Origin of the sequence: Aurantimonas coralicida DSM 14790 (assembly GCF_000421645.1) — a bacterium.
Taxonomy (GTDB): domain Bacteria; phylum Pseudomonadota; class Alphaproteobacteria; order Rhizobiales; family Rhizobiaceae; genus Aurantimonas; species Aurantimonas coralicida.
Genome location: NZ_ATXK01000002.1, coordinates 656,499 through 682,172, shown reverse-complemented (window position 1 = coordinate 682,172; position 25,674 = coordinate 656,499). Strand labels below are relative to the sequence as shown.

Sequence of the window (25,674 nt, the reverse complement as noted above, 5' to 3'; positions counted from 1 at the left end):
GCAGTCCGGCGGACATGACGTTCACGCTGGCGGAGCCGCTGCATCTGACGGCGCCGGCCAAGGTCAATCTCGCCCTGCATGTCGTCGGGCGGCGCCCTGACGGCTATCATCGCCTGGAAAGCCTGATCGCCTTTGCCGGCGATGCCGGCGACGTCCTCACGGTTGGCGCAGCGCCCGAGGGCGCCGACCGCCTCGTCATGGCCGGGCCGTTCGGTCCGGGCCTGCCGACCGACGCGGACAACATTCTCCACCGCACCATCGCCGTCGCCCGGCAGGTGCTGGCCGATGCCGGCCTGCGGCTTCCGCCCCTGTCCGTCACGCTGGACAAGCGCCTGCCCGTCGCCGCCGGGATCGGCGGCGGCTCGGCCGACGCAGCGGCGCTCCTGCGGATGATCGGCGACGCGGTGCCTGCCATTCGGGATGTCCTGCTCGCCAAGGCCACCACGCTTGGCGCGGACGTTCCCATGTGCGTTGCGGGTCGTGCTGCGCGCGTCTCCGGCATCGGCGAGGAGATCCTGCCCCTCGCGAACCTGCCGGCGCTGCATATGCTGCTGGTCAATCCGGGCGTGCCGGTTTCGACACCGGCGGTCTTCGCCGCGCTGGAACAGCGCGACAACGCGCCGTTGCCGCCGGTCCCGGCCGAGGGATTCGCCACCGCCGCCGAACTGGTCGCCTGGCTTCACGCCACCCGCAACGATCTCGCCGCACCGGCGGAGCGGCTGGCACCGGAGATCGTCGCCGTGCGCGACGCGCTGGCCGGCGAAGGCGCGCTGATCGCCCGCATGTCCGGCTCCGGCGCAACCGTCTACGGATTGTTCGAGGACGACGCCCGGCTTGCCCGCGCGCGTAGCCGGATCGCCGCGTCCCATCCCGAATGGTGGCTGTCCGGTGCCGAGCACCGCGCCGCCCCCGCAGACATGCCAAGGGAAGCCCCATGAGCGACGAACGACCCTTCATCGCGTTGTCCATCGCGATCCTCACCGTCTCCGACACCCGCAGCCTCGACGAGGACCGCTCCGGCTCGCTGCTGGTGGAACGGCTGACCGAGGCCGGCCACCGGGTCGCGGACCGGCAGATCGTCACCGACGACGTGCCGGCGATCCAGGAGGTCGTCCAGGGCTGGTGCAGGCGCGACGACGTCGATGTGGTGATCACCACCGGCGGCACTGGCTTTACCGGCCGCGACGTGACGCCCGAGGCGCTGGAGCCGCTGTTCGAAAAGCGCATGGACGGCTTCTCGGCGGTCTTCCACCGCATCTCCTACGACAAGATCGGCGTCTCGACGATCCAGTCGCGGGCGACGGGCGGCGTCATCGATGCCACCTTCGTCTTCGCCCTGCCCGGCTCGCCCGGCGCCTGCCGCGATGCCTGGGATCACATTCTCAAGGCGCAGCTCGACTACCGCCACAAGCCCTGCAATTTCGTCGAGATCATGCCGCGTCTGGACGAGCATCTGCGCCGCGGCGGCCGGACCGCCTGAACCGCACGGTCAGCTCGCGGGCCGGCCCCGTACCGCCGGGCGGATGAAGGCCCGCATCCGTGTCACCGCAACGCCCTTGGCAACCTCCTCGAGGCTGAAGGCGAGCTTCGACAAGCCGATCGCCTGGCGCTTCTGGACCAGGAACCCTTCGGCCATCGCCGTGCGGATCTGGCGCAGCCGGGCAAAGAAGCCGGGCTGGTCGTTCGGCGCCCGGCGGAAGCGCGCCGCCTGCGTCTTCGCCCGTCCCGCCCCCACCATGTCGGCATGCTCGACCACGGCCTCCATCCAGCCGGGCAGAAGCCGCGCGCCCGGCTCCAGCAGCAGCAGCCAGTCGCCCCGCGCCGTCTCGATGGCGTCGCGGAAATCCTCCGCTGCGACGATCCGGCATCCGGCGTGGTCGGAGACCTTGCGGGCATTGTCCCCCATGCCGCGATCGACCAGCACGACCTCGCGCACCAGCCCCTCGACGGCGCCGGGTATCAGCGGCGCGAGGGTCGCCGCCAGCCAGTGATCCTCGGGTCCACAGTCGATGAAAACGCTCAGCATCCCTTTCGTCTAGCCGAGCCCATCGGCCCTGACCAGATCGGAACGTTTTTGTTCTTGTCTTGTTCTCTTAACGGGTTTAGGACGTCAGTCACAGAACGCAGCCGGAACATGGGGAGAGCAACGTCATGCAGGACATCGCCAAGGCCGATCAGGCCGCCTTCTCCGCGCCGGACGGCGTCGATATCGCCAACCACATCATCGGCGAGGCCGGACTGCGCATCGGCTTCGAGCGGCGGCGCGGTCGCGGCGCCGGGCTCAACCCGAGCGGGCGCTTCGAACCGTTCAAGCGGCAGGCCGTCGACGATGGCTGGAACACGCTGGACGAGCTGCCGGCCTTCAAGACAGACGTGCAGGTCGAAAAGCCCAAGACCATCATCAGCCGCAACACCTCGCCGGACATCTCCTTCGATCGCTCGATCAATCCGTATCGCGGCTGCGAGCATGGCTGCGTCTACTGCTTCGCGCGGCCGTCCCACGCCTATATGGGGCTGTCCGCCGGCCTCGATTTCGAATCCAAGCTGTTCGCCAAGCCGAATGCCGCCGAGCTCCTGGAACGCGAATTGTCCAAGCCCGGCTATCAGGTGAAGTCGATCGCCATCGGCACCAACACCGATCCCTACCAGCCGATCGAGAAGAGCTGGCGGGTGATGCGCGAGATCCTCGAGGTGCTGGAGGCCGCCAACCATCCGGTCGGCATCGTCACCAAGTCAGCGCTGGTCCTGCGCGACATCGACATCCTGTCGCGCATGGCCGCCAAGGGGCTGGCCAAGGTGGCGCTGTCGGTGACCACCCTCGACCGGACGCTGGCGCGGGCGATGGAGCCGCGGGCGGCGACCCCGACCAAGCGGCTGGAGGCGGTCAAGGCGCTCAGCGAGGCCGGCGTGCCGACCATGGTGATGACCGCGCCGATCATTCCCGGCCTCACCGATTCGGAGATCGAGCGGCTCCTGGAAGCAGCGCAGACCGCCGGCGCAAGGGAGGTCGGCTACGTCCTCCTGCGCATGCCGCTGGAAGTCTCGCCGCTGTTCAAGGACTGGCTGCTGCGCCACTACCCGAACCGCTACCGGCATGTCCTGTCGCTGCTGCGCTCGATGCGCGACGGCAAGGATTACGACGCCGAATGGGGCAAGCGGATGCGCGGCACCGGGCCCTATGCCTTCCAGATCCGCCGGCGCTTCGAGATGGCGGCGCGCCGGCTCGGCCTGAACGAGAGCCGCACGCAGTTGCGCTGCGATCTGTTCACCCCGCCGCGCGGCGCAGGCGTCCAGCTCGCCCTGCTCTGACGCCAGGGATACCCCATCGTCCGGCCTCCCCCTCGGCCGGATGGTCTCGCCGGTTTGCCACCCCGAACACGGCGAGGCTTGTGGAGAATCGGAGAATGCGCGAGTCTCGCCGCAACATGGCTCGCCGTTCCTCCGATTCTCCCGTTCGCGCAAAGAAATCCGCGCGCCGCCCCGCCGTCGCGGCCGGGCCCGACTTCTCGCGCGAGGCCGGGCTTCTGGCCGACGGCAAGCGCTTCGTCGCCGGGATCGACGAGGCCGGGCGCGGGCCGTTGGCCGGGCCAGTGGTCACGGCCGCGGTGATCTTTCCCACCCGCGACTTTCCCGACGGGCTGAACGATTCCAAGAAGCTGACCGCCGAGGACCGCGAGCGGCTGTTCGCCGAGATCGTCGCCAAGGGCTGGATCGGGATCGCCTCGGCCAGCGCCGACGAGATCGACCGCTTCAACATCCGCGGCGCCACCCTCCTCGCCATGCGGCGGGCGCTGCATGCCTTGCCGCAAGCCCCCTGCCATGTCCTCGTCGACGGGCGCGACGTGCCGCCCGCCCTGCGCTGCGCCGGCACGGCGGTCATCTCCGGCGACGCCCTCAGCCTCAGCATCGCGGCCGCCTCGATCGTTGCCAAGGTGACGCGCGACCGGATCATGGCGCGGGCCTGCCGGGCCTATGAGGGTTACGGCTTTTCCCGCCATATGGGCTACGGCACGCCCGAGCATCTCGGCGCCATCGCCCGGCTCGGCCCGACGCCGATCCATCGGATGAGCTTCAGCCCGCTGCGCCGCGACCTGCTCGACGCCGCCGAATAGGCCGGACGCCGCCCGCTCCGCTCAGCCTTCCATGCCCGCACAACGAAAAAGGGCCGCCGATGGCAGCCCTTTGAACGTCACGTCGCGATACTGGCCCCGGATCGGGACCGCCGCCGGGCTCAGTTGAGCCGGCTGCGAACCTCGGCGATGGAGGATTCGGTGAACTGGCCGGCATTGCCGCCCGAATTGCGGTCGGAGATGATCTTGGCCGCGGCGGCCACCGCCACGTCGATCGCCGTCGCGCGGACTTCGGCGATGGCGTCGGTCTCGGCCTGCGAGATCTTTGTCTCGGCCATGGCCGTGCGACGCTCGACATATTCCTCGTTCTTGCGACGCGTATCGGCGAGCATCAACTCGGCCTCGCGCTTGGCGGCGGCGACGATCTCCTTCGCCTCCTCCTCGGCCTCCTGACGGCGGCGCTGATACTCGGCCAGCTGCTGCTTGGCCTCTTCCTTCAGCTCGCGCGCTTCCTCGATCTCGTTGCGGATCCGGTCGGCCCGCTGGTCGAGCGTGGAACCGACCTTGGCCGGCGCCTTCAGATACCAGACGATGGCCAGGAAGATGATGAGGGCGGCAAAGGCCCAGAATGAGTTGTCCATGGTCGGCTCCTCAGCTGCGAACAGCGGTCACGGCGCTGGCGACCTCCTCGCGGGAGACCTCCAGGCGAATGACGTCGCGCAGAATGGCGTCGGCGGTGGTCTCGGCGATCTGGCCGACATCCTTCATCGCCTCGTCGCGGACGGCGGCGATGCGCAGCTGCGCGGCTTCCAGCTTCTCGTCGAGCTCTGCGTCGAGGCGCTGGCGCTCGGCTTCGGCGTCGCTGCGCGCTGCTTCACGGGCGTCGTGGCCGATCTTGTGGGCGCGGTCGCGGGCCTCGGCGAGCTCCTGCTCGTAGGCTGCCTTGGCCTCGTCCGAATCGGACTTCATCCGCTCGGCGGCTTCCAGATCGAGGGCGATCCGGTCGCGGCGGTTTTCGAGCGTTCCGGCGATCCGCGGCAGGATCACCTTCTTCAGAACCAGGTAGAAGATTCCGAAGGTGATCGCGAGCCAGAGGATCTGCGACGGGAAATATTCGGCATTGAAAGGCGGGAAGCCGCCATGCTCGCCTTCTACATGGATCGTTTCGCCATGCATCTCGGCGGTGTCGCTCGCAGGCGGCAATTCCACGGCATCGAGCGAATCGGCCTGTGCGAAGGCTTGGGTGACGAACATCGAGGGCTCCCGGCATAGGGGGACCGGCGACAGAAGCTGCCGCCGGCCGGTCTTCTTACCTGCGCTGGACGCCGATTAGACGGCGAAGAGCAGCAGCAGGGCGATGAGCAGCGAGAAGATGCCCAGGGCTTCCGTGACGGCGAAGCCGAAGATCAGGCGGCCGAACTGGCCGTCGGCAGCCGACGGGTTGCGCAGCGCGCCGGCGAGGTAGTTCGCGAACATGTTGCCCAGACCGAGGGCGGTCATGCCCATACCGAAACAGGCGAGGCCGGCACCGATGAACTTTGCTGCTTCCGCTTCCATGTCGAAACTCCTTTTGAAACTGTTCGATTGCGGGTGGTTGCGGCGGCTTCCACGCCGCCCCGTTGTATCCTGGAACTTGTCTTAGTGGCCTGGATGGATCGCGTCGTTGAGATACATGCAGGTCAGAACCGCAAAGACGTAGGCCTGCAGTGCGGCGACCAGGAATTCGAGTGCCGTCAAAGCGACGGTCATGAGCAGCGGAAGGATCGCACCGGCAATCCCGAGCGCACCGAAGGCGCTCAGCGACACCACGAAGCCGGCGAAGACCTTCAGCGTGATGTGGCCCGCCAGCATGTTGGCGAAGAGACGAACCGAGAGCGACACCGGCCGCGACAGGAACGAAACCACCTCGATCACCACGACGAGCGGCAGCACGGCGGCCGGCACGCCCTCGGGCACGAAGAGTTTGAAGAAGTGCAGGCCGTGCTTCATCAGGCCGTAGACCACCACGACGCCCATCACCAGGAGGGCCAGCGCGAAGGTCACGATCAGGTGGCTGGTCACCGTGAAGAAATACGGGACCATGCCAAGAAGGTTGGCGACCAGGATGAACATGAACAGCGAGAAGACGAACGGGAAGAACCGCATGCCGCCGGAGCCTGCCGCGTCGCGCAGCATGTTGGCGACGAACTCGTAGGAGAGCTCGCTCACCGACTGCATGCGGCTCGGCACGAGGCCGCGCCCGCGGGTCGAATAGTACAGGAAGGCGGTCGCCACAGCGACCGTCACCACCATGAACAGGGCGGAGTTCGTGAACGAGAAGTCCAACCCGCCGATCTCGATCGGAACGATGTTGGAAATCTGGAACTGGTGGATTGGATCTGTCGGGTTCGTCGCCAAACTCACTGGTCCTTCGTCATCTCGTGGCAGGCCCTGGCGCGGGCCGTCCTGCCCATAGCGTCCCGGACTGCGCTTCGCAACACCCCGTTGTCAGATTGACCACTGCAAACGCACGCGGAACGAGCGCGAAGGGGCCGGTTCAGGCCGGGCCGCGGCCATGGGGCGGGGTTGTGCCCGAAACGCCACGGATCACATTGAGCACGCCGGCGGCGAATCCGATCATCAGGAAGACGATCAGGCCGAAGGGCGTCGTGCCGGCCAGCTGGTCGATCAGATAGCCGATGCCGACGCCCACGAGGATGCCGGCGACGAACTCGCTGGCGATCTTGAGCCCCTGGGCGACGCCCTGCATGCCGCTGGTGCGGTCGGCAGGCTCGTCGCGCAGCTGCGGCATGCGCTGGCGCTGCTCGGCAAGACGCCGGGCCAGCGCCGCGCTGCGGGCGTCGAGATCGGCCGCGCCGGGACCGGCTGCGACCGCAGGCCGCGCCGCGTCGGCCGGCTCGGTGGCCTCGCCGTGTTTCGGATCATCCATCGGACGCCGTTCCCCTGTTCGAGCCGCGGCGGACGGGCAAGCTCAATGCTCCTCGCCCGGCCGGTCGGCCGCCCGGTTGGCGACCATGCCCGAGCGTATCAGGCTGGCCACGGTCGTGACCACGAGAATCCCGACGATGACCGCCAGCGAGAAGCTGGTCGAGATATGCGGCAGGCCCTCGATGGGCTGGCCGTCATTGATGAAGCCCAGCGTATTGGCCTCCATCGCATGGACGATGAGCTTGGCGCCGATGAAACCGAGGACGAGCGCCAGGCCGAAGCCGAGATAGACGAGCCGGTCCAGCAGTCCGCCCAGCAGGAAATAGAGTTGCAGCAGCCCCAGCAGCGCGAAGGCATTGGCCGTGAAGACGATGTAGGGCGCGTCGGTCAGGCCGTAGATCGCCGGGATCGAATCGAGGGCGAAGAGCAGGTCGGTCATGCCGAGGGCGACGATGACGACGAACATCGGGGTGAAATAGCGCAGGCCGTCGCGGCGAATCGTCAGCGCGCCGCCGGCGAACTCCGTGGTCGTGCGCACATTACGCTGGAACCACTTCACCACCGCGTTGGGCTCGTATTCCTCGTCGGTGCTGTGGCTGTGGGAGAAGCTCTCCACCGCCAGCTTGTACGCCGTCCACAGGAGGAAGGCGCCGAACAGGTAGAACACCCAGGAGAAGCGCTCGATCGCGGCCGCGCCGACGGCGATGAAGATGCCGCGCATGATCAGCGCCAGCACGATGCCGATCAGCAGCGCCTTCTGCTGGTGCACCCGCGGCACCGCAAAGCTCTTCATGATGATGACGAAGACGAAGAGATTGTCGACCGACAGGCTCTTCTCGGTGATGAAGCCGGCGAAGAACTCGACCCCGTGGGTCTTGTCCCAGAAATACCAGACGCCGAAGCCGAAGAGGATCGCCAGCACGATGTAGAAGACCGACCAGGCCGCCGCTTCCTTGAAGCTCGGCTCGTGCGCCTTGCGGACGTGGGAGAGGAAATCGAAGATGAACAGGCCGGCGATGCCGCCGATCGTCGCCGCCCAGATCCAGAACGGTATTTCCTCGGCCACCATGCCGCCAATCGCAGTCGAATCCACCAGAATGTTCCTATCCGGGCGTCGGGTGTCCCGGTCTCGAATTGTCTTTCGCCAACGTCGTCCGCCGGCGTGGGCAAGCTGCCGGTGGCGTTGCGGCGGGCGGCAGACATGCGTCACCGCTCGCGCGGCGAGCACCGTGCGTCGCCGCTAGGTGGGTAAGCCGCCGCGCCGTTCAAAGACCGTCGCGCAGAAATATCGCGTGCAGGAACAGGCGGCCCCGCACCCATGGGGGTCGGGAGGCGCCGACGCTGGCGACGGAACGCGGCTTCGATCGGTCGCCCGCCGCCCTTGACCTTCCAGTGGCTGGAATCTCCATCTTGCGACCAATCCGCCTGCGGGCGGTCATCCTTTCGCAGCGAGCGCTCCCATGTCCGAGACAAGCACCGCCTGTCATCACCCGCACCACGATCACGGTCACAGCCATCACGACGACGGCGGGGCCGTCACCCGCGATCCGGTCTGCGGCATGCTGGTCGATCCCGAGGCCGGCAAGCCGAAGGCAGAGCATGACGGCCGCACGGTGCATTTCTGCTCGCAGGGGTGCCACGACCGATTCGTCGCCGCGCCGCAGGACTACCTGACGGCGACGGACCCGGTCTGCGGCATGAGCATCGAACGCATCAATGCCCGCTACATGGCCAAGCATGGCGGCGAGCGGTTCTATTTCTGCTCGGCCGGCTGCAAGACGCGTTTCGAGGCCGATCCCGACGCCTTTCTCGGCGACCGCCCGGCCCCCGAACCTATGCCGGAAGGCACGCAGTACACCTGCCCCATGCATCCGGAGATCGTCCAGGACCATCCCGGCGACTGCCCGAAATGCGGCATGGCGCTGGAGCCGATGGGCGTGCCGACCGGCGAGGAAGGCCCCAATCCGGAACTGATCGACTTCACCCGCCGGCTCTGGGTCAGCGCGCTCTGCACCATCCCGCTGTTCATCATCTCGATGGGCCCGATGGTCGGTCTGCCGATCCGCGACTGGATCGGCGAGGAGCTGGCGGTCTGGCTGGAATTCGCGCTGGCGACGCCGGTGGTGCTGTGGGCGGCCCTGCCCTTCTTCAAGCGGGGCTGGGCGTCGATCGTCAATCGCTCGCCCAACATGTGGACGCTGATCGCCATCGGCGTCGGTGCGGCCTATGGCTACAGCGTGGTGGCCACCCTCCTGCCCAGCCTGTTCCCTGCATCCTTCCGCCAGGACGGCGTCGTGCCGGTCTATTTCGAGGCCTCGGCGGTGATCGTCGCGCTGATCTTCGTCGGCCAGGTGCTGGAGCTGAAGGCGCGCGAGCGCACCGGCTCGGCGATCCGCGCGCTGATGGATCTGGCGCCGAAGACCGCCCGCCGCATCAAGGCCGACGGAACCGAGGAAGACGTGCCGCTCGATGCCCTGGCGTCCGGCGACCGCCTGCGGGTGCGGCCGGGCGAGAGCGTGCCGGTGGACGGCACGCTGGTCGAGGGCCGCTCCTCGGTGGACGAATCCATGATCACCGGCGAGCCGGTGCCGGTCGAAAAGAACCCCGGCGACACGGTCACCGGCGGCACGCTCAACCGCAATGGCGGCTTCGTCATGGAGGCCGAGGCGGTCGGCGCCGACACCACCCTGTCGCGGATCGTCGAAATGGTCGCCAAGGCGCAGCGTTCGCGCGCCCCGATCCAGGGGCTGGCCGACCGGGTCGCGGGCTACTTCGTCCCGGCCGTGGTGCTGTCGGCGATCGTCGCCTTCGTCGTCTGGGCGCTGGTCGGGCCGCAGCCGGCCATGGTGCACGGGCTGGTCGCCGCCGTCTCGGTGCTGATCATCGCCTGCCCCTGCGCACTGGGGCTCGCGACGCCCATGTCGATCATGACGGCCACCGGGCGCGGCGCCTCGGCCGGCGTCCTGATCAAGGATGCCGAGGCGCTGGAGCGCTTCGCCAAGGTCGATACGCTGGTGGTCGACAAGACCGGCACGCTGACCGAGGGCCGGCCGCAACTGACCGACGTGGTCGTGCTCGAGGGCGACGAGACGGCATTTCTCTCGGCCGCCGCCAGTCTCGAGCGCGGCTCGGAACATCCGCTGGCCGAGGCGATCGTCGCCGGGGCGCAGGAACGCGGCGCGGAGCTTTCGGAGGCCACCGGCTTCGACGCGGTCACCGGCAAGGGCGTGCGGGGCGAGGTGCGTGGTTCGGCCGTCGTTCTCGGCAACCGGGCGATGCTCGCCGCCGAGGGCATCGATGCGGGCGCCCTCGACGCCGACGCGCGGACCCTGGAGACGGACGGCAAGACGGTGATGTTCGTCGCCATCGACGGCCGGGCGGCGGGGCTCATCGCGGTCTCCGACCCGATCAAGCCGACGACGGAGGCTGCCATCTGCGCCCTGCACGAGAGCGGCATGCGGATCGTCATGGCGACTGGCGACAACGAGCGCACGACCAAGGCCGTCGCATCGGCGCTCGGCATCGACGAGGTGCGGGCCGGCCTGTCGCCGCAGGACAAGCAGGCGCTGGTGGAGGAGCTGCGCAATGGCGGTGCCAAGGTCGCCGTCGCCGGCGACGGCGTCAACGACGCGCCGGCGCTGGCGGCGGCCGATGTCGGCATCGCCATGGGCACCGGCGCGGACGTCGCCGTGGAAAGCGCCGGCATGACGCTGGTGAAGGGCGATCTCAACGGCATCGTGCGGGCGCGGCACCTCGCCCGCGCCACGATCCGCAACATCAAGCAGAACCTGTTCTTCGCCTTCGTCTACAACACCGTCGGCGTGCCGGTCGCGGCCGGCGTCCTCTATCCGGTCTTCGGCCTCCTGCTCTCGCCGATGCTCGCGGCGGCGGCGATGAGCCTCTCGTCGGTCTCGGTGATCGGCAACGCGCTGAGGCTGCGCACGCTCAAGCTGTGACGCCGGCCTGAGGTCAAAGCGCGCGGCAGGCCTGAGCGACGGGCCTGCCGCGCTACGGCGCTACTGCTTCGCCAGCTTGTCGAGGATCGCCGAGAAGTCACGGCCCTTGCCGCCGGACTCCACGAAAGCCGCGTAGATGTCGCGGGCGTGGCGGCCGAGTTCGGTGGTCGCGCCGGCGGTCTCCGCGGCGGTCTGCGAGAGGTTGAGGTCCTTCAGCATCAGATCGGCAGCAAAGCCCGGCTTGTAGTCGTTGTCGGCGGGGCTCTTCGGACCGATGCCCGGTGCCGGGCAATAGGTGTTGATCGACCAGCAGGAGCCCGACGAGGTCGAGGCCACGTCGAACATCGCCTGGCGGTCGAGGCCGAGCTTGTCGGCAAGGTGAAACGCCTCGCAGACGCCGATCATCGAGATGCCGAGGATCATGTTGTTGCAGATCTTCGCCGCCTGGCCGGCACCGGCCTCGCCGCAATGCACCGCCTTCTGGCCCATGATGTCGAAGAGCGGCTTGCCCTTGGCGAAGGCTTCGTCGCTGCCGCCGACCATGAAGGTCAGCGTGCCGGCCGCCGCGCCGCCGGTGCCGCCGGAGACCGGCGCGTCCAGCGACAAGAGCCCCGCCTCGCGGGCCATGTCGTGGGCGGCGCGGGCGCTGTCCACGTCCACCGTCGAGCAGTCGATGAGCAATGCCCCGGCTTCAGCCTGGCGCACGATGTCGCCATGGACGGCGCGCACGATGTCGCCATTCGGCAGCATGGTGATCACCGCCTCCATGCCCGTCACGGCCTCGGCGAGCGTTGCGGCGGGGGCGACACCCTCGGCGGTCACGCCGGCCGCGTCGTAGCCGCTCACCGCATGGCCGGCCTTCGCCAGATTGGCCGCCATCGGCGCGCCCATATTGCCGAGACCGACGAAACCGATCTTCATGGCCGTTCCTCCCCTGCCTGTTGGTCGAATGTCAGTTCGTGTTCGCCCAGCGGCGCCAGCATCGCGGCGACCCGCTCCCGCGGCAGGTCCTCGATCCGCGCCGGCGACCATTTCGGCGTGCGGTCCTTGTCGATCACCGCGGCGCGAATGCCCTCCAGCAATTCGCCCTCGTCGATCGAGCGGTAGGTGAAGCGGTATTCGTTGCGCAACGCCGCCTCGATGGTCGGCTCGGCCCGCGACGCCCGCACCAGCTCCAGCGTCGCGCCGACCGAGATCGGCGAGCCCTTGCGGATCAGCGCGGCCGTGCGCTGCGCCCATTCCCCGCCGTCGAGGGCGAGGCGCTGCAGGATGTCGGCCGCGTCGACGCCCGAAAATGCCGCGTCGATCGCCTCGGTCTGTTCGGCCAGCGTCGAGGGCGGCGGCGCGTCGGCAAAGCGCGCGATCATCTGCGGATCGCCGCTCTCGACCAGCGCCGCGGTCAGCCCGGCGAGATCGTCGGAGCGGACGCAGGTGTCGGCAAAGCCGGCGGCGATCGCCTCGCCCGGCCCCATGCGGAAACCGGTCAGCGCCAGATATTCGCCGAGCCGGCCGGGTGCGTTGGCGAGGATCAGCGTCGCCCCGACATCGGGCACGAGGCCGATGGCGCATTCGGGCATGGCGACCATCGAGCGCTCGGTGACGACGCGGTGGCTGGTATGGCCGCCGAGGCCGACGCCGCCGCCCATGACGATGCCGTCCATCAGCGCGACCACGGGCTTGGGATAGCGGGCGATCTTCGCGTTCAGCCGGTATTCCTCGGCCCAGAAACGGCGGGCCGCCGACAGGTCCCCGGCGCGGCTGTCGTGATAGATCTTCTGGATGTCGCCGCCGGCGCAGAAGGCCCGGTCGCCGGCCGCGTCCATGATCACGAGGTCGATGGCCGGGTCCGTGGCCCAGCTATCCATCGCCGCCTCGATCGCCAGCGACATGGCATGGGACAGGGCGTTCAGGGATTTCGGCCGGTTGAGGGTGATGCGCCCCGCCCGCCCCTCGGCGCGTATCAGGACGTCGTCATTGGCTGCGTTGGTCTCGATGCTCATGAATGCTCCGCCAGGAGTGCGCGTGCGGTGATCATCCGCATGATCTCGTTGGTGCCTTCCAGGATCTGGTGGACCCGGAGATCGCGCACGATCTTTTCGATGCCGTAATCGGCGAGGTAGCCGTAGCCGCCATGCAGTTGCAGGGCCATGTTGGCGACGTTGAAGCTGGTGTCGGTGACGAAGCGCTTGGCCATGGCGCAATGCTTGGTCGCGTCGGGTGCCTTGGTGTCGAGCTTCCACGCCGCCTGGCGCAAGAAGATGCGCGCCGCCTGCAGCTCGGTTTCCATGTCGGCCAGCCGGAACTGCAGCGCCTGGAATTCGGTGAGGCTCTTCCCGAAGGCCTGGCGGTCCTGCATGTAGGCGACCGACTTGTCGAGCGCCGCCTGGGCCGCGCCCAGCGCGCAGGCCGAGATGTTCAACCGGCCGCCATCGAGGCCCATCATGGCATAGGCAAAGCCCTTGCCTTCCTCGCCGAGAAGATTGCCGCCGGGCACGCTGCAGCCGTCGAGGCGCACCTCGGCGGTCGGCTGGGCGACCCAGCCCATCTTCTTCTCCAGCGCGCCGAAGGACAGGCCCTCGGTGCCGTTCTCGACGAGAATGGCGGAAATGCCCTTCGGCCCCGCGTCGCCGGTCCGTGCCATCACGACATAGAGGTCCGAGAAACCGGCGCCGGAAATGAAGCTCTTGGTGCCGTTGAGGACGTAGCCATTGCCGTCCGGCTTCGCGCTGGTGCGCAGTGCGGCGGCGTCGGAGCCCGAGCCCGGCTCGGTCAGGCAGTAGCTCGCGACCTTCTCCATCGACGCGAGCTTGGGCAGCCATTCGGCCCGCTGCTCCTCGCTGCCGAAGCTGTCGATCATCCAGGCGACCATGTTGTGGATCGACAGGAAGGCCGACACCGACGGGTCGCCATAGGACAGGGCCTCGAAGATCAGCGCCGCGTCGAGCCGCGACAGGCCGGAGCCGTAGTCGTCGCGCACATAGATCGCCGCCATGCCGAGCCCGGCCAGTTCGGTCAGTACCTCGCGCGGCAGCGCCTTCTCGTCTTCCCAGCGGGCGGCATGGGGCGCCATCTTCTCGGTGGCGAAATCCCGCGCCATGGTGAAGATCTGGCTCTGCTCGTCGGTGAGCGCAAAATCCAAGACGATTCCTCCCGAAATCCCGGCCCGTGGCCATCGGCCGCCTTGCGGCGGACTCCTCCCCAACCGGTCTAGAAGCCTGCCCGACGCGCATCAAGCGCCGAAATGGCCGGCTGGCGTCGCGGCGCGGCGTGCCGGCTGGCGCATGCGACCGCGCCGGTCAGTCGATGGTTGCGTATAGCAACGATTCTGTCATCTGAAACAAATAACTGCCGCTTATGAACTATAAGAATGGCGCTGATGGAATTGACTCCGGTCGATCTTCGTGGGCCAAATAGAACTATCCCAGTCGGAGGTAACTCGGATGACCGCCCACGAATTTGGTGCGTGGCTGGACCATATGTGGTTCTCCCACGACGATGCCGCGACACGCCTCGGCCTTCCCGCCGAACAGATCGCCGCTTTCGAACGTGAGGGGGCGCCGGGCACCGTCGGCCTTGCCTGTGCGGCGATCGCGACGGGTCTGGCGGCATGGCAGCCACCACGCCGCGGCGGCCGGCAGAGCCAGCAGGCCGCCTGACCCCTCCCTCTCCCCGCATCGATCGCGGCCTCGCCGCGTCCTGTCCCGTCCGCGCTCCCGTTGCCATCAACTGGCCCGCCGGACTGCCGTGCCCGGCGCAGGGTGACAGCGGCGATGCCCGGCAGGGCACCAGCCGCCGACAGCCTCGCCGCTAGAAGCGCAGCACGCGGCCGCGATACGGATAGCGTGGATCGCTGTGGCCGACGACGGGCGTATGGCCCGACGCACAGAGCCCGCTGAGAAACGCCTCGTCCTCCGCGTCGTAGCGGGCGCCCACCACGCCGAGATAACCGTCGAGTTGCGCGAGGCTGCGCGGCCCCATCAGGATGCTGGAGACGGCGGCATTCGCCAGGAGCCAGTTCAGCGCCATGGCGCCCGGATCGCGGCCGGATTGCTCGGCATAGTCGGCCGCCTTGTTGGCCGCCTCGATCGTGCCGGGCAGGAACTCCGCCTCCAGCATGCGCTTGTCGCCGCGCGCGGCGCGGGAATCGTCCGGCACGCCGCCGCGATACTTGCCGGTCAGGATGCCGCGACCGAGCGGCGAATAGGGCACGACCCCGATGCCGAAATGGTGGCAGGCGGGCAGATAGTCGGTCTCCGACGTGCGGTTGAGCATGTGATAGTAGGGCTGCGCCACGACCGGCCGCGCCACGCCCAGCCTGTCGGCAATGCGGACCATGTCGGCGATCTTCCAGCCGCGGAAATTGGAAAAGCCCCAGTGGCGGATGGTGCCCTTGGCGATCAGCTCGCCCAGCGCACCGATCACCTCGTCCAGCGGCGTCGTCTCGTCGTCGAGATGCAGATAGTAGAGGTCGATCGTCTCGGTCTGCAGCCGCTCGCGCGACATCTCCGCGGCCCGGGCGATCCATCCGGGCGACAGGCCGCCCGATCCCTCGACATCGGTGACCGGGTTGCCGACCTTGGTCGCCAGCACGCAATCGGCACGGCGCTCCTTCAGGAGCCGCCCCAGCATCGCCTCGGACTTGCCGCCGGTATAGGAATCGGCGGTGTCGATGAAATTGCCGCCGGCCTCGAAATAGCGGTCGAGCATGCGCGCCGCCTCGGCCTCGTCGGTCCGGTCGGCGAACATCATGGTGCCGAGGCAGAGGCGCGCCACCTCCGGTCCGCCGCTGAACAGGGGAATCGTCGGGATCGTCGTCATGGCATGGTCCTCCAGAGTTGTTCGATCAGGCGAGCGTGCGCCGGCCGGCGACGAACGACCGCCTCGGCAGCCGGCGTTCAGACGACGCCGTCCGCCCGCAATTGCGCGATGTCGGCGGCATCATAGCCGGCTTCCGCCAGCACCGCCTCGGTGTCCTGCCCGAGATCGGGCGCCGGATGGCGCAGCTGCGAGGGCGTCTTGGCGAATTTCATCGGGAAGCCGGTCATCCGCACGGTGCCGTGGCCGGGATGGGGAACGTCCAGAACCATCTCCTGCGCGGCGACCTGCGGGTCCGCGAATACCTCGCCGAGGGTCTGGACCCGGCCGCAGGGCACGCCCGCCGCGTTGAGCCTCTCGATCCAGACATCCTGGGGCTCGTGGCACATGGCGTCGTCGATCAGGGCGTTCAGCGCCGCGCGGTTCGCCACGCGGTCGGCATTGCTGGCGAAGCGCGGCTCGTCGAGAAGGCCGATCAGCCCGATCGCCTCCAGAAAACGGCGCAGGGTCGGGGCGGTCGAGGGCGCCACGGCGACATGGCCGTCGGCGGCGCGGAACAGCCCGTAGGGCGAGGCGATGGGATGGTCGTTGCCGGTCGCCGGCGGCGTCTTGCCGGTCGCCAGTTGCGCCGCCGAGAGATAGGCCAGCATCGACATCATGCCGCCCATCATCGAGGCCTCGACCGCCTGCCCCTCGCCGTCGCGATCGCGTACGCGCAGCGCCGCGACGATGGCGAAGGCCGTGTAGAGCCCGGCGATCAGGTCGGTCAGCGGCGGCGCGGCGCGCATCGGCCCGCTTTCCTGCGAGCCGTTCACCGACATGAAGCCCGACATCGCCTGGGTGATGAAGTCGAAGGCCGGGCGGTCGCGATAGGGGCCGGTGGAGCCGTAGCCATTGACCGAGCCGACGACGAGCCGCGGGTTGATGGCGTCGAGGGTCTCCCGGTCGAAGCCCATCGCGGCCAGGACGCCGGGCCGGTAGTTTTCCACCAGCACGTCGGCGTCGGCGAGAAGCCGGCGCAGCACCGCCTTGCCGGCGTCGCTCTTCAGGTCGAGCGTCAGGGAGCGCTTGTTGCGGTTGAAGCCGGCAAAGTACCAGGACATGCCGTCGACGATCGCCCCGAGGCCGCGGACATGGTCACCCTGCCCCGGCGCCTCGACCTTGATGACGTCGGCGCCGAGGTCGCCGAGCAGCATCGAGCAGAACGGGCCGGACAGGATGCGCGTCAGGTCGACGACGCGGATACCGGCGAGCGGCTGGTCCATACGGGTCAACGCCTCGCCGTGGCGATGGCGATCCGGCGTCCCGCGCGCATTGGCATCGGCAGCACGTCGCATGCGTCGGCCATCGCCCCCCTCCCATTGTTTCGCTGGCATTACGGTTCCCATACGCGACGGGCCCGCCGAAAGTAAATTTCGAAATCCCATGCTGCATCGCAGCACGACTTTCTTCCGCGTTGCAGCACAAGAGAGCATCGCACCAGCCTTGACCGCCGGAATGCTTCGGTGTCATCCACTAGGGAAGGCACACGGGAGAATGCCGCTGTCGGCACGATCTCCCACGGCCGACACAATGGCGGGGACGCAAGAACTGCCGCCTGAGGGAGGGAAGTCATGTTTCTGAAACGTTTGTTGATGGCCGCGGCCGTGGCGGCGATCGCCATGCCCGCTGCCGCATTCGAGCCGTCGAATGTCGAATGCATCGCACCGGCCAATCCGGGTGGCGGCTGGGACTTCACCTGCCGCACCGTCGGCCGCATCCTGCAGGACGAGGGTCTCGTTCCGGGCGCCGTCCAGGTGACCGACATGCCGGGCGCCGTCGGCGCGGTAGCCTTCGCCAATGTCGCGTCCAAGCGCAATGACGACCCCAATCTGATCGTCGCGACCTCGACCGTCGGCATCACCCAGATCGCCCAGGGCAAGTATCCGGCCGGCATCGACCAGATGCGCTGGCTGGGCATGCTTGGTGCCGATGTCGGCACGATGCTGGTCAACAAGGACTCCGAATACGACTCGCTCGACGCCGTTCTCGCCGCGGTCAAGGAAGACCCGGCCGGCGTCGTGGTCGGCGGCTCCTCCTCGATCGGCGGCTGGGACCATCTGCGGTTCCTGATCCTCGCGCAGGAAGCCGGCGTTCCGACCGACCAGCTGAAGGACATCCGCTGGGTCGAGTTCTCCGGCGGCGGTGACGCCGTCACCCAGCTCCTCGGCGGCCATATCGACGTCGTCCTCACCGACATCGGCGAGATCGGCGGCTTCATCCAGTCCGGCGACGCCAAGGCTCTCGCGGTCATGTCCGACGAGCGGCTGCCGGCCTATCCGGACATCGCCACCGCCAAGGAGCAGGGCGTCGACGCGGTCGGCTACAACTGGCGCGGCTTCTACATGGGCGGCGAAGTCCCCGACGACGCCTATGATTTCTGGGTCGAGAAGATGAACGCGCTCTACGATTCGGAAAGCTGGCAGACGGCCGCGACCGAATCCGGCCTGACGCCGATCTGGCGCGGCGGCGAGGAGTTCAACACCTTCGTCCGCGAGTCCGAGAAGAAGGCAGCCGAGATTTCGAAGGCCATCGGTGTCATCAACTAGACCGACCCCGAGCCTGCGTCTCAGTGACCGTATCGCGGGGGCGATTCTGCTCGCCCTCGCGATCTGGTACTGGATCGCCGCCGGCGGCTACAGCGTCGCCTACGGCGATCCGGCCGGCCCGAGCCTGTTTCCGCGCATGGTCGCGGTGCCGCTTGGGCTGTTCGCGGCCTTCCTGATCGTCAAGCCGGATCCCGATCCGGTCTGGTTCCGCTGGCCGCATGTCTGGGGCCAGATCGCCATGCTGGCGGTCCTCATCGTCTATCCGATCATTCTCGAACCGGCGGGCTTTCCGCTGTCGACGAGCGTTGCGGCGCTTCTTTTGGCCCGCATCCTCGGTGCCAGCTGGCTGCAATCCGTCATCACCGGACTGGTGATCGGTTTCGGGCTGTTCTTCCTCTTCGACGGCGTTTTCGGCCTGCCCCTGCCGACAGGACCGCTCTTCGGTTAGTCACCGCCTGGCCGGTGCCAAGGAGATCACGTGGAAATTCTTGGTTTTCTCGCCGACGGTTTCGCCACCGCCCTGACCCCGACCAATATCGGGCTGGCGCTGTTCGGCTGCTTCATCGGCACGATCATCGGCGCGCTGCCCGGCCTCGGCCCGGTCAACGGCGTGGCGATCCTCATCCCGCTGGCCTTCTCGCTGCAGCTGCCCGCGGGCTCGGCGCTGATCCTGCTCGCCTGCGTCTATTACGGCTGCATGTATGGCGGCCGCATCTCGTCGATCATGCTCAACATTCCCGGCGACGAGCCGGCGATGATGACCTGCCTCGACGGCTATCCGATGGCCCAGCAGGGCAAGGCGCCCGAGGCGCTGGCGATCTCAGGCATCGCGTCCTTCGTCGGCGCCGTGACCGCGACCATCGGCCTGGTGCTGTTCGCCCCGCTGCTGGTGCAGTTCGCCATCCGCTTCGGCCCGGCCGAGTATTTCGCGCTCTATGTCATGGCCTTCGCGACGATCGGCGGCATCACCGGCGCCAATCCGGCCAAGACGCTCTTGGCGGCCGGCATCGGCCTCGCCCTGGGCACGGTCGGGATCGATCCGCAAAGCGCCGTGCCGCGCTACACCTTCGGCAGCTTCCATCTCTATGACGGCTTCCACGCCATCGTGGCCATCGTCGGTCTGTTCGCCATCTCCGAAGCGCTGATCCTTCTGGAACACGGGATCGGCGGCCATTCCGGCGCGGTGCCGGTCAACCGCGCCTTCGCCCGCTGGCCCGATATCCGCAAGTCGCTGGGGGCGATGTTCCGCGGCTCCGGCCTCGGCTTCATCTCCGGCATCCTGCCCGGCGCCGGGGCGTCGCTCGGCTCGTTCATCGCCTACACGCTGGAAAAGCGCTATTCGAACAACAACGACACCTTCGGCAAGGGCGATCCCCGCGGCGTCGCGGCGCCTGAGGCCGGCAACAATGCCGCGGCCGGCGGCGCGCTGGTGCCGATGCTGGCGCTCGGCGTGCCGGGCTCGGGCACGACGGCGGTGCTCCTGGCGCTGCTCATCTCGCTGAACATCACGCCCGGGCCGCTGCTGTTCCAGAACCAGCCGGACATCGTCTGGGGGCTGATCGCGGCGCTGTTCATGGCCAACGTCTTCCTCCTGATCCTCAACCTGCCGCTGGTCGGCCTGTTCACCCGGATGCTCTCCATCCCGATGTGGGCGCTGATGCCCTTCGTGGTGATGATCTCCTTCGTCGGCATCTATTCGATCAGCCATTCCACCTTCGACCTGCAGGTCATGGTCGGCTTCGGCGTGCTCGGCTTCGTGCTGCGCAAGCTGGAGATTTCGGTGGTGCCGGTCGTGCTCGGCCTGCTGCTCGGCGGCGAGATGGAAAGCATGCTGCGTCGCGCGCTGGCGATCTCCGGCGGCGATGCCGGCATCCTCGTGTCGAGCTGGATCTCGATCGGGCTCTACACGATCACCGGCTGCTTCCTGCTCATCGCGGTGGTGCTGGCCATGCGCAAGCCGCGCCGGCCGGCCGCGCAGCCCGCAGCCGACGCCGATTACGTGGGCGACTGACCGGCAGGCCTGCCGCGTGGCGGTGACGACGTCCTAGCCGGCGGCCGCCTCGGCCTCGGCATGGGCGAGCAGCGATTGCAGCTTATGGGTCAGATGCGCCTTCATCAGGCTGCCCAGCAGCGGGCCGTCGCGCGCCTCCAGCGCCGCCTGGATGCCCTCGTGCTCGCGGGTCGCGGTCAGCCAGCGCTCCGGCGTCAGATTGGCCTGGTAGCGCGCCCGGTAGACCCGACGCGCCACCATGGCATGGTGCTGGGAGAGCGTCGGATTGGCCGCCGCGGCCAGGATGGCGCTGTGGATCGCCTGGTTGATCTCGAAATAGGCCGGCCGGTCCCGCGCCTCGTAGGCGGCGCCGAGCCGGCGGGTGAGATCGGCGATCGCCGCGATCTCGGCCTCGGAGGCGCGCTCGGCCGCCAGTTCGCCGGCCAGGCCCTCCAGCGCCGCGACCAGCGGAAACAGCTCGGTCAGTTCGTTCATCGTCTCGCCCGAGACGATGGCCCCACGGTTCGGCACCAGTTGCACGAAGCCTTCGTGGGCGAGCACCTTCAGGGCCTCGCGCACCGGCGTGCGGGAGACGCCGAAGCGTTCGGTCAGCGCCTTTTCGGGCACCTTCTCGCCGGCCTGGAGTTCGCCCTCCATGATCATCCGGCGCATCCGGTCGGTCAGTTCCACGGCCAGCGCGGGGCGCGAGAGCGGCGCGTCGAAATCGGTATCGGCAAGGCTCATGCGTCGTGTCCCGTCGTGGAATGACCGGCCCCGCGGATACGGGCCGCATCGAGCGCCGGCGGCCGGGAGCCAACCCGAACCGGCGCCATTACGGCGCAGCTCCATGGAGCGCGCCCGCCAGCACTTCCGCCACATGCACGGCGCGGCGTGCAGCGCCGTCGGCGATCTGGTGCCGGCAGGAGGTGCCGTCGGCGACGATCACCGCATCGGCCGGTGCCGCGCGCACCGCCGGCAGCAGCGACAGCTCGCCCATGGCCAGTGACACGTCGATGGTCTCGGCATCATAGCCGAAGGCGCCCGCCATGCCACAACACGACGATTCGATCACCTTCAGGTCGAGGCCGGGGATCATCCGCAGCGCGCCCTCGACCGCCGACATGGCGCCGAAGGCCTTCTGGTGGCAGTGGCCGTGCAGATAGGCCTCGCGGCCGATGCCGTCGAGAGGCAGGGACAGGTGCCCGGCCTTGTCCTCGCGCATCAGGAACTCCTCGAACAGCATGGCCGACGCCGCCACTGCCTCGGCGGCCTCGCCGGGCACCAGCGCCAGGAACTCGTCGCGCAGGGTCAGGATGCAGGAGGGCTCCAGCCCGACGATCGCCTTGCCGGCCCGCACATGCGGCAGCAGCGCGTCGATGGTGCGCTGCGCTTCCGCCTTGGCGCGATCGGCCATGCCGGCGGCGAGATAGGTCCGCCCGCAGCACAGCGGCCGCTCGTTGCGGCCGAGGCTGGCGGTCTCGACCTGGTAGCCGCCCGCCTTCAGCACCTTCACCGCGGCGCGCAGCACCTGCGGGTCGAACCAGCGGTCGAACGTGTCGGCGAAGAGGACCACGCCGGTCACCCGGCCCGGATGCGGCGCCGGGCCGGTGCGCTCGACGCCGCGCCGATCGGCGCGGTTCACTGTCGCCGTGTCGCCGCCGGCGCCTTCCGGGTTGAGGACGATCCCGTCCCCTGCCCCGCCGATGTTCTCCGCCGGAGCGGCCGTACCCTGACGGGCAGATGATCCCGCCCCGGCCGCCACGCCTGCGACATGACCCTCGGCATCGCGGAACCAGTCCTTCCGGAAGGCCGGCAGCGAGCGCCGGGCGGAAAAGCCGGCCATCTTCTCCGACAGGGCCGCGAAGGCCGGGACGCGGTCGCGCAGGCCCATCAGCCAGCCCATGCGGGCCGCGGCCGGCGCATAGCGCGGCAGGTCGGCGATCAGCCGGTCCTTCAGCGAGAAGCCGTTGGTCTTGCCGCGCTGGTAGAGCACCTCGGCCTTCATCTTGGCCATGTCGACGCCGGTCGGGCATTCGCGGCGGCAGGCCTTGCAGGAGACGCACAGTTTCAGCGTCTCGGCCATCTCGTCGGAGGCGAGCGCGTCCGGGCCGAGCTGGCCCGAGATCGCCAGCCGCAGCGTGTTGGCCCGCCCGCGGGTGACGTCGCGCTCGTTGCGGGTCACCCGGTAGCTCGGGCACATCACCGCCCCGGCCGATTTGCGGCAGGCGCCGTTGTTGTTGCACATCTCCACGGCGCCCTGCAGGCCGCCGGAGGCGCCCGGCCAGGCAGACCAGTCGAAGGCCGTCAGGATCTCGTCCACCGCGTAGCCCGGCGGATAGCGCAGCAGGCTGCGGTCATCCATCTTGGGCGGCGCGACGATCTTGCCGGGATTGAGGCGCGTGTGCGGATCGAAGGCGGTCTTCACCTCTTCGAAGGCGGCGACGATGCGCTCGCCGAACATCTGGGTGTGAAATTCCGAGCGCACCAGCCCGTCGCCGTGTTCGCCCGAATGCGAGCCCTTGTATTCGCGGACCATGGCGAAGGCCTCTTCGGCGATCGCCCGCATGGTCTTCACGTCGTTGTCGAGCTTGACGTTGAGGACCGGGCGCACGTGCAGGCAGCCCTCCGAGGCATGGGCGTACCAGGTGCCACGGGTGCCGTGCTTCTCGAAGATCGCCGTCAGCCGGTCGGTATAATCGGCCAGATGCTCCAGCGGCACGGCGCAATCCTCGACGAAGGAGACCGGTTTGCGCTCCTCCTTCATCGACATCATGATGTTGAGCCCGGCGGCGCGCAGTTCGGCGATCGCCGCCTGCAGCTTCAGATCGGCGACCGGCACGACGCCGCCCTCGTGATCGCCGCCGCGGCCGAAGCCGTAGCCGAGATCGCTCATCACGTCCTTCAGCGCCGCGATGCTGGCGTCGTTTTCCTCCGCCGTATCGGCGAATTCCACCAGCAGCAGCGCCGCCGGGTCGCCCTCGACGAAAGCCTCCAGCGCCGGCAGGAACATGTCGATGCGCCGGGCGAGCCCGATCATCGTCGAATCCACCAGCTCGACCGAGGTCGGCTTCAGCGCGACGATGTGCTGGGCCGCCTCCATCGCCGCGCGGAAGGTCGGGAAGTGGCAGGCGCCGAGGATCTTGGTGGCCTTGGGCAGTGGCGACAGCCGGATCTCGATAGCGGTGGAAATGCCCAGCGTACCTTCCGAGCCGACCAGCAGATGGGCGAGGTTGATCGGGTCGTCGGAGGGCACCAGCGCGTCGAGATTGTAGCCGCCGACCCGGCGCTGCACCCTGGGAAAGCGCGCCGCGATCTCGCCGGCCTCGCGGCGGCCCAGCGCCAGCATGGCGGCGACGAGTTCGCGCGGCGGCTCGTTCGCGGCATTCTGGTCGAGCTGGGCGAAGCGGCCGGCGGTGCCGTCGGCGAGGATCGCGTCGATGGCGATGACGTTGTCGCGCATCGTGCCGTAACGCAGCGAGCGCGAGCCGCAGGAATTGTTGCCGGCCATGCCGCCGATCGTCGCCCGTGACGCCGTGGAGACGTCGACGGGAAACCACAGGCCGTGGGGCTTCAGGAGCCGGTTGAGATCGTCGAGGACGATGCCCGGCTCGACCACCGCGCGCCGGCCGGCGACGTCCAGCTCCAGCAGCTTGTTCAGATGCTTCGACGTGTCGACGATCAGGCCGGAATTGACCGTCTGGCCGCATTGCGACGTGCCGCCGCCGCGCATGGTCAGCGGCAGGCCCTCCTCGCGGCAGGCGTCGAGCGCCGCCGCCACGTCGTCGCCGGTGCGGGCGACGACCACGCCGGCGGGCATGATCTGGTAGATCGAGGCGTCGGTGGCGTAACGCCCGCGGTTGAAGCGGTCGAAATAAACCTCGCCGGCAATTTCCCGCTCAAGCCGGCGGCTCAGGCCCGGCCGGATCATTTCCCCCATCTGTGTCGACCCCTCCCGGCGGCGATCTGCAGAATGCCGCTTGACACGCATAATGAATTCATAATCCAATTGGACCCGAAAACAGGCACGTCGGCAAGAGCGTGCGACGAGGAAACGGACTGGCGGACAAAGCGTCGCGGTCCCCGGGAGACGCCATCGTGACCTACAAAGCCGGCCGGCATTTTCTGCAGATTCCAGGACCGACCAATGTGCCCGACCGGGTGCTGCGGGCCATGGACATGCCGACGATGGATCATCGCGGACCCGAGTTCCAGGAAATGGCCAAGCGCGTCCTGACCGGCATCCGCACGATCTTCCAGACCAAGAACCCGGTGGTCATCTATCCGGGCTCGGGCACCGGCGCCTGGGAAGCGGCGCTGGTCAACACGCTGTCCCCCGGCGACCTCGTCCTGATGTACGAGACCGGCCATTTCGCCTCGCTGTGGAAGAAGCTCGCCGAGCGGCTGGGCCTGCGCACCGAGTTCATTGCCGGCGACTGGCGCCATGGCGCCGACGCGGCGGCCATCGGCGAGCGGCTGAAGGCCGACAGCGGCCACGAGATCAAGGCCGTCTGCGTCGTCCACAACGAGACCTCGACCGGCTGCGTGACGCCGGTCGGCGACGTCCGCAAGGCGATCGACGCCGCCGGCCATCCGGCGCTGCTGCTCGTCGACACCATCTCCTCGCTCGGCTCGGTCGACTACCGGCACGACGAATGGGGCGTCGACGTCACCGTCGGCGGTTCGCAGAAGGGCCTGATGCTGCCGCCGGGCCTCTCCTTCAACGCGCTCTCCGACAAGGCGATCGCGGCGCAGGCCTCGGCGAAGCTGCCGCGCTCCTACTGGGCCTGGGACGAGATGCTGGCGATGAACCCCAACGGGTTCTTCCCCTCCACCCCGGCGACCAATCTCCTCTACGGCCTCGATGCGGCGATCGAGATGCTGCACGAGGAAGGGCTGGACAACGTCTTTGCCCGGCACCAGCGCCATGCCGCAGCGACGCGCGCCGCCGTCGAGGCCTGGGGGCTGGAAGTCCTCTGCGCCGACCCTGCCCAGCATTCGGGCGCGCTCACCGCCGTCCTGATGCCGGAGGGCAAGGGCGCCGACGCATTGCGGAAGGTCATTCTCGAGCGCTTCGACATGTCGTTGGGAGCCGGCCTCTCGAAGCTTGCCGACAAGATCTTCCGCATCGGCCACCTCGGCGACTACAACGACCTGACCCTGATCGGCACGCTGGGAGGCGTCGAGATGGGTCTGCAGGTCGCCGGGGTGGCGCACAAGGCAGGCGGCGTTCAGGCTGCGATGGCCGTGCTGGCACAGTCCGGCGCAGCCGAAGCGAGACAGGCCGCGGAATAGGCGGTACGCAGAACGACCACCGGGCGGTTGAGGAG

At 68.4% G+C, this 25,674-nt stretch carries 24 protein-coding genes; 10 read left to right on the top strand and 14 right to left on the bottom strand.

Annotated elements, in window-relative coordinates; translation table 11 throughout:
• The first annotated feature begins 14 nt into the window (after window positions 1–14).
• Both H536_RS0107880 and moaB read left to right on the top strand, forming a co-directional pair.
• Entirely contained in the window at window positions 15–938 is a 924-nt protein-coding gene (locus H536_RS0107880; protein ID WP_029702891.1) for a 4-(cytidine 5'-diphospho)-2-C-methyl-D-erythritol kinase, read from the top strand.
• Window positions 935–1,480, top strand: coding sequence for a molybdenum cofactor biosynthesis protein B (moaB, locus tag H536_RS0107875; protein ID WP_024349946.1), 546 nt, complete (start codon window positions 935–937; stop codon window positions 1,478–1,480). The genes H536_RS0107880 and moaB overlap by 4 nt, the downstream gene beginning before the upstream one ends.
• Window positions 1,481–1,489: 9 nt before the next feature.
• On the opposite strand, the gene H536_RS0107870 is transcribed toward moaB, so the two are convergent.
• Window positions 1,490–2,026: a glycosyltransferase family protein gene (locus tag H536_RS0107870; RefSeq protein ID WP_024349945.1), complete on the bottom strand. Its 537-nt coding sequence runs from the start codon at window positions 2,024–2,026 to the stop codon at window positions 1,490–1,492.
• Between the two features lie 125 nt (window positions 2,027–2,151).
• Here H536_RS0107870 and H536_RS0107865 point away from each other — a divergent pair, with 125 nt between their 5' ends.
• Window positions 2,152–3,309 (top strand): PA0069 family radical SAM protein, encoded by a 1,158-nt coding sequence (locus H536_RS0107865; RefSeq protein WP_024349944.1) that lies wholly within the window; start codon window positions 2,152–2,154, stop codon window positions 3,307–3,309.
• Between the two features lie 95 nt (window positions 3,310–3,404).
• Window positions 3,405–4,112 (top strand): ribonuclease HII, encoded by a 708-nt coding sequence (locus tag H536_RS0107860; RefSeq protein ID WP_244495383.1) that lies wholly within the window; start codon window positions 3,405–3,407, stop codon window positions 4,110–4,112.
• Between the two features lie 119 nt (window positions 4,113–4,231).
• On the opposite strand, the gene H536_RS0107855 is transcribed toward H536_RS0107860, so the two are convergent.
• The 6 genes from H536_RS0107855 to H536_RS0107830 all read right to left on the bottom strand — a co-directional run bounded on the left by H536_RS0107855 (window position 4,232) and on the right by H536_RS0107830 (window position 8,091).
• The gene (locus H536_RS0107855; RefSeq protein WP_009210663.1) at window positions 4,232–4,711 is read right to left on the bottom strand and encodes a F0F1 ATP synthase subunit B; all 480 of its coding nucleotides are present in this window, start codon (window positions 4,709–4,711) and stop codon (window positions 4,232–4,234) included.
• A gap of 10 nt (window positions 4,712–4,721) precedes the next feature.
• On the bottom strand, window positions 4,722–5,324 hold the full coding sequence (locus tag H536_RS0107850) for a F0F1 ATP synthase subunit B (protein WP_024349942.1): 603 nt from the start codon (window positions 5,322–5,324) through the stop codon (window positions 4,722–4,724).
• Window positions 5,325–5,399: 75 nt separating this feature from the next.
• Complete coding sequence (locus H536_RS0107845; protein WP_024349941.1) at window positions 5,400–5,627, bottom strand: F0F1 ATP synthase subunit C; 228 nt, start codon at window positions 5,625–5,627, stop codon at window positions 5,400–5,402.
• Window positions 5,628–5,708: 81 nt separating this feature from the next.
• Complete coding sequence (locus H536_RS0107840; RefSeq protein ID WP_024349940.1) at window positions 5,709–6,467, bottom strand: F0F1 ATP synthase subunit A; 759 nt, start codon at window positions 6,465–6,467, stop codon at window positions 5,709–5,711.
• A gap of 139 nt (window positions 6,468–6,606) precedes the next feature.
• Entirely contained in the window at window positions 6,607–6,999 is a 393-nt protein-coding gene (locus H536_RS0107835; protein WP_024349939.1) for an AtpZ/AtpI family protein, read from the bottom strand.
• Window positions 7,000–7,041: 42 nt separating this feature from the next.
• Window positions 7,042–8,091 (bottom strand): TerC/Alx family metal homeostasis membrane protein, encoded by a 1,050-nt coding sequence (locus H536_RS0107830; RefSeq protein WP_228240104.1) that lies wholly within the window; start codon window positions 8,089–8,091, stop codon window positions 7,042–7,044.
• Window positions 8,092–8,458: 367 nt separating this feature from the next.
• Here H536_RS0107830 and H536_RS0107825 point away from each other — a divergent pair, with 367 nt between their 5' ends.
• Window positions 8,459–10,954, top strand: a complete 2,496-nt coding sequence (locus H536_RS0107825; RefSeq protein WP_024349937.1) for a heavy metal translocating P-type ATPase — start codon at window positions 8,459–8,461, stop codon at window positions 10,952–10,954.
• A gap of 60 nt (window positions 10,955–11,014) precedes the next feature.
• On the opposite strand, the gene mmsB is transcribed toward H536_RS0107825, so the two are convergent.
• Genes mmsB through H536_RS0107810 form a run of 3 tightly spaced genes read right to left on the bottom strand, consistent with a single transcriptional unit; the run spans window position 11,015 to window position 14,093 of the window.
• Window positions 11,015–11,875, bottom strand: coding sequence for a 3-hydroxyisobutyrate dehydrogenase (gene mmsB, locus H536_RS0107820; RefSeq protein ID WP_024349936.1), 861 nt, complete (start codon window positions 11,873–11,875; stop codon window positions 11,015–11,017).
• Entirely contained in the window at window positions 11,872–12,954 is a 1,083-nt protein-coding gene (locus H536_RS0107815; protein ID WP_024349935.1) for an enoyl-CoA hydratase/isomerase family protein, read from the bottom strand. Before H536_RS0107815 ends, mmsB begins: the two co-directional genes overlap by 4 nt.
• Window positions 12,951–14,093: an acyl-CoA dehydrogenase family protein gene (locus H536_RS0107810; RefSeq protein ID WP_024349934.1), complete on the bottom strand. Its 1,143-nt coding sequence runs from the start codon at window positions 14,091–14,093 to the stop codon at window positions 12,951–12,953. Before H536_RS0107810 ends, H536_RS0107815 begins: the two co-directional genes overlap by 4 nt.
• A 301-nt stretch (window positions 14,094–14,394) precedes the next feature.
• On the opposite strand from H536_RS0107810, the gene H536_RS0107805 reads away from it, so the two are divergent.
• On the top strand, window positions 14,395–14,610 hold the full coding sequence (locus H536_RS0107805; protein WP_024349933.1) for a hypothetical protein: 216 nt from the start codon (window positions 14,395–14,397) through the stop codon (window positions 14,608–14,610).
• 151 nt (window positions 14,611–14,761) lie between these two features.
• Here H536_RS0107805 and H536_RS0107800 read toward each other — a convergent pair whose 3' ends face one another.
• Both H536_RS0107800 and H536_RS0107795 read right to left on the bottom strand, forming a co-directional pair.
• Entirely contained in the window at window positions 14,762–15,772 is a 1,011-nt protein-coding gene (locus H536_RS0107800) for an aldo/keto reductase (protein WP_024349932.1), read from the bottom strand.
• Window positions 15,773–15,849: 77 nt separating this feature from the next.
• Window positions 15,850–17,106, bottom strand: coding sequence for a CaiB/BaiF CoA transferase family protein (locus tag H536_RS0107795; RefSeq protein ID WP_244495382.1), 1,257 nt, complete (start codon window positions 17,104–17,106; stop codon window positions 15,850–15,852).
• A gap of 276 nt (window positions 17,107–17,382) precedes the next feature.
• Here H536_RS0107795 and H536_RS0107790 point away from each other — a divergent pair, with 276 nt between their 5' ends.
• The 3 genes from H536_RS0107790 to H536_RS0107780 are packed head-to-tail and all read left to right on the top strand — an operon-like array spanning window position 17,383 to window position 20,368.
• Complete coding sequence (locus H536_RS0107790) at window positions 17,383–18,357, top strand: Bug family tripartite tricarboxylate transporter substrate binding protein (RefSeq protein WP_024349930.1); 975 nt, start codon at window positions 17,383–17,385, stop codon at window positions 18,355–18,357.
• On the top strand, window positions 18,344–18,805 hold the full coding sequence (locus H536_RS0107785; protein ID WP_024349929.1) for a tripartite tricarboxylate transporter TctB family protein: 462 nt from the start codon (window positions 18,344–18,346) through the stop codon (window positions 18,803–18,805). Before H536_RS0107790 ends, H536_RS0107785 begins: the two co-directional genes overlap by 14 nt.
• Before the next feature lie 30 nt (window positions 18,806–18,835).
• Window positions 18,836–20,368, top strand: coding sequence for a tripartite tricarboxylate transporter permease (locus H536_RS0107780; RefSeq protein WP_024349928.1), 1,533 nt, complete (start codon window positions 18,836–18,838; stop codon window positions 20,366–20,368).
• A gap of 33 nt (window positions 20,369–20,401) precedes the next feature.
• Here the strand turns inward: H536_RS0107780 and H536_RS0107775 are convergent, their stop codons facing one another.
• The gene (locus H536_RS0107775; protein WP_024349927.1) at window positions 20,402–21,091 is read right to left on the bottom strand and encodes a GntR family transcriptional regulator; all 690 of its coding nucleotides are present in this window, start codon (window positions 21,089–21,091) and stop codon (window positions 20,402–20,404) included.
• Between the two features lie 88 nt (window positions 21,092–21,179).
• A complete protein-coding gene (locus H536_RS0107770; protein ID WP_024349926.1) occupies window positions 21,180–24,284 on the bottom strand; it encodes an FAD-binding and (Fe-S)-binding domain-containing protein in 3,105 nt (1,034 codons plus the stop codon).
• Between the two features lie 158 nt (window positions 24,285–24,442).
• Here H536_RS0107770 and H536_RS0107765 point away from each other — a divergent pair, with 158 nt between their 5' ends.
• Window positions 24,443–25,639, top strand: a complete 1,197-nt coding sequence (locus H536_RS0107765; protein ID WP_024349925.1) for a pyridoxal-phosphate-dependent aminotransferase family protein — start codon at window positions 24,443–24,445, stop codon at window positions 25,637–25,639.
• Window positions 25,640–25,674 lie beyond the last annotated feature (35 nt).

Coding starts and splice junctions, on each gene's coding strand:
- H536_RS0107775 (WP_024349927.1), bottom strand. CDS start 21,091: ATGAGCCTTGCCGATACCGATTTCGACGCGCCGCTCTCGCGCCCCGCG.
- H536_RS0107835 (WP_024349939.1), bottom strand. CDS start 6,999: ATGGATGATCCGAAACACGGCGAGGCCACCGAGCCGGCCGACGCGGCG.
- H536_RS0107800 (WP_024349932.1), bottom strand. CDS start 15,772: ATGACGACGATCCCGACGATTCCCCTGTTCAGCGGCGGACCGGAGGTG.
- H536_RS0107850 (WP_024349942.1), bottom strand. CDS start 5,324: ATGTTCGTCACCCAAGCCTTCGCACAGGCCGATTCGCTCGATGCCGTG.
- H536_RS0107880 (WP_029702891.1), top strand. CDS start 15: ATGACGTTCACGCTGGCGGAGCCGCTGCATCTGACGGCGCCGGCCAAG.
- moaB (WP_024349946.1), top strand. CDS start 935: ATGAGCGACGAACGACCCTTCATCGCGTTGTCCATCGCGATCCTCACC.
- H536_RS0107805 (WP_024349933.1), top strand. CDS start 14,395: ATGACCGCCCACGAATTTGGTGCGTGGCTGGACCATATGTGGTTCTCC.
- mmsB (WP_024349936.1), bottom strand. CDS start 11,875: ATGAAGATCGGTTTCGTCGGTCTCGGCAATATGGGCGCGCCGATGGCG.
- H536_RS0107815 (WP_024349935.1), bottom strand. CDS start 12,954: ATGAGCATCGAGACCAACGCAGCCAATGACGACGTCCTGATACGCGCC.
- H536_RS0107870 (WP_024349945.1), bottom strand. CDS start 2,026: ATGCTGAGCGTTTTCATCGACTGTGGACCCGAGGATCACTGGCTGGCG.
- H536_RS0107790 (WP_024349930.1), top strand. CDS start 17,383: ATGTTTCTGAAACGTTTGTTGATGGCCGCGGCCGTGGCGGCGATCGCC.
- H536_RS0107770 (WP_024349926.1), bottom strand. CDS start 24,284: ATGGGGGAAATGATCCGGCCGGGCCTGAGCCGCCGGCTTGAGCGGGAA.
- H536_RS0107795 (WP_244495382.1), bottom strand. CDS start 17,106: ATGCGACGTGCTGCCGATGCCAATGCGCGCGGGACGCCGGATCGCCAT.
- H536_RS0107865 (WP_024349944.1), top strand. CDS start 2,152: ATGCAGGACATCGCCAAGGCCGATCAGGCCGCCTTCTCCGCGCCGGAC.
- H536_RS0107825 (WP_024349937.1), top strand. CDS start 8,459: ATGTCCGAGACAAGCACCGCCTGTCATCACCCGCACCACGATCACGGT.
- H536_RS0107860 (WP_244495383.1), top strand. CDS start 3,405: ATGCGCGAGTCTCGCCGCAACATGGCTCGCCGTTCCTCCGATTCTCCC.
- H536_RS0107855 (WP_009210663.1), bottom strand. CDS start 4,711: ATGGACAACTCATTCTGGGCCTTTGCCGCCCTCATCATCTTCCTGGCC.
- H536_RS0107845 (WP_024349941.1), bottom strand. CDS start 5,627: ATGGAAGCGGAAGCAGCAAAGTTCATCGGTGCCGGCCTCGCCTGTTTC.